The organism is Caldimonas tepidiphila (assembly GCF_003569765.1).
Classification (GTDB): domain Bacteria; phylum Pseudomonadota; class Gammaproteobacteria; order Burkholderiales; family Burkholderiaceae_C; genus Caldimonas; species Caldimonas tepidiphila.
The window spans coordinates 1-536 of sequence record NZ_QXMG01000205.1 but is presented as its reverse complement, the minus strand read 5'-3'; the positions used below and the strand labels follow the sequence as shown (position 1 = coordinate 536).

The 536-nt window shown below is 74.8% G+C and carries 1 protein-coding gene; it reads left to right on the top strand.

The annotated features are described in order from the left end of the window. A partial coding sequence (locus D3A59_RS25110) for an enoyl-CoA hydratase/isomerase family protein (RefSeq protein ID WP_240636210.1) occupies positions 1-536 on the top strand: 536 nt, incomplete at both ends.

Genomic DNA, 536 nt, shown 5'->3' with positions numbered 1-536 from the left:
GGCGCCTGCGCCGGCGGCGGCTACGAGCTGGCGCTCGCCTGCGACGAGATCCTGCTGGTCGACGACCGCTCCTCCGCCGTGTCGTTGCCGGAGGTGCCGCTGCTGGGCGTGCTGCCCGGCACCGGGGGCCTGACGCGCGTCACCGACAAGCGCCGCGTGCGCCACGACCACGCCGACATCTTCTGCACCACGAACGAGGGTGTGCGCGGCCAGCGCGCGGTGGACTGGCGCCTGGTGGACGCGATCGCCAAGCCGGCGCAGTTCGCGGCAGCCGTGCAGCAGCGCGCGCAGCAGCTCGCCGCGCAGAGCGACCGCCCCGCCGACGCGCAGGGCGTGAAGCTCACGCCGATCGAGCGCACCATCGAGGCCGACGCGCTGCGCTACGAGTACGTGACGGTGACGATCGACCGCGCCAACCGCACCGCGACCTTCACGGTGAAGGCGCCGGGCACGGCGCAGCCGGCCGACATCGCCGGCATCGAGGCCGCGGGCGTGCGGTGGTGGCCGATGCAGATGGCGCGCGAGCTCGACGACGC